This is a genomic window from Bifidobacterium sp. RTP21102st3_E2_RTP21102_210122 (assembly GCF_040916945.1).
Classification (GTDB): domain Bacteria; phylum Actinomycetota; class Actinomycetes; order Actinomycetales; family Bifidobacteriaceae; genus Bifidobacterium; species Bifidobacterium longum.
Genome location: NZ_JBCPAN010000017.1, coordinates 1 through 1139 on the forward strand (window position 1 = coordinate 1; position 1139 = coordinate 1139).

At 34.7% G+C, this 1139-nt stretch carries 2 protein-coding genes; both read right to left on the reverse strand.

Annotated features, from left to right (window positions below; translation table 11 throughout):
* Positions 1–724 (reverse strand): DUF4417 domain-containing protein (locus AB5287_RS09880; RefSeq protein ID WP_368221158.1); only part of this gene is annotated, 724 nt, incomplete at its 3' end.
* Between the two features lie 64 nt (positions 725–788).
* On the reverse strand, positions 789–1139 hold a 351-nt coding region (locus tag AB5287_RS09885; RefSeq protein ID WP_368221159.1), incomplete at its 5' end, for a hypothetical protein.

Sequence of the window (1139 nt, forward strand, 5' to 3'; positions counted from 1 at the left end):
TATCTAGATACAAGCTAAAATCCGGGGTCAGTACACAATCAAAATCAGTTAGCTTTTCAATATAAAAGTCTGGACGCTGCCAAATTCGCTCAAATTGGTAATCATCCAAAAAGAAATGCACACCCGCTTCGTGATCTGGTTTATTTAACACATAATTAAAACCTTGTAATTTATTAGGTATATGATCCACACCCTCCAAGACCGGCATATCGTATTTTCCCTCTGTACGCGTGTCATCATAATCGAAAAGATTGTACTGATTGATGGTTGTATCTCTGTGAAAATCCTCTGTATCTTCTTCTATTGGTTCTGATTCTGGATTATCTTCTCCAAAATCCAATCCTGTGACAGACAAGTCAAATCCAAATTGGCTCATATCAATTGTTTCAAATTCAGCAAGTTCTATATTCAATAGTTCCTTATCCCAATTAGAATACTCTGCCACTCTATTATCTGCCAGTCTGTATGCCTTTATTTGCTCGTCTGTGAGATTTACAGCATGAGCTATTGGTACTTTATCCATACCTAAAGAAAGTGCCGCTTTTAGCCTCGTATGGCCTGTGATAATGATATTGTTATCATCTACTAAGATTGGTTGTTGAAAACCAAAAGCCTTGATAGATGCTGCAACCTTTTCTGTAGCTTCTCCGTCATTATGTCTAGCATTCCTATGGTATGGTTTTATGGATTTAATATCCACATATTCAATTTTTAGATTATCCATGTTTTACCTCAATAAAAGCCTATGTAACTTGATTATAAATACACAGGCTAGGGGATTTTTACGTTTATTTCTTCAAAGGCAAGTATTTATAAGTGGCATAAAAATATGTATCAAACCATTTATTGAGATGTGTATAAGCTGGACTGGGACTTAGATAAAGTATTTTTTGACACGCGCCAATTACATTGATGTTTTCATACACATATACCTCTTTAATTGTTTTCAGTAATTTCTTGTCCGATTTTTGGACGATTTCAGCTGTAACCGTGTTGAGATTGACAAAAAATATTGCTTCTTCGGTATTGTTTTGTAAAAAACTCTCATGTATCTTTTGCTCTAGTATCGTTTTTTTAGGATTTTTCTTATCTCTCAAAAAATACCATTTGAGCCACGTTATTTCTCTGCGGTGTATAAC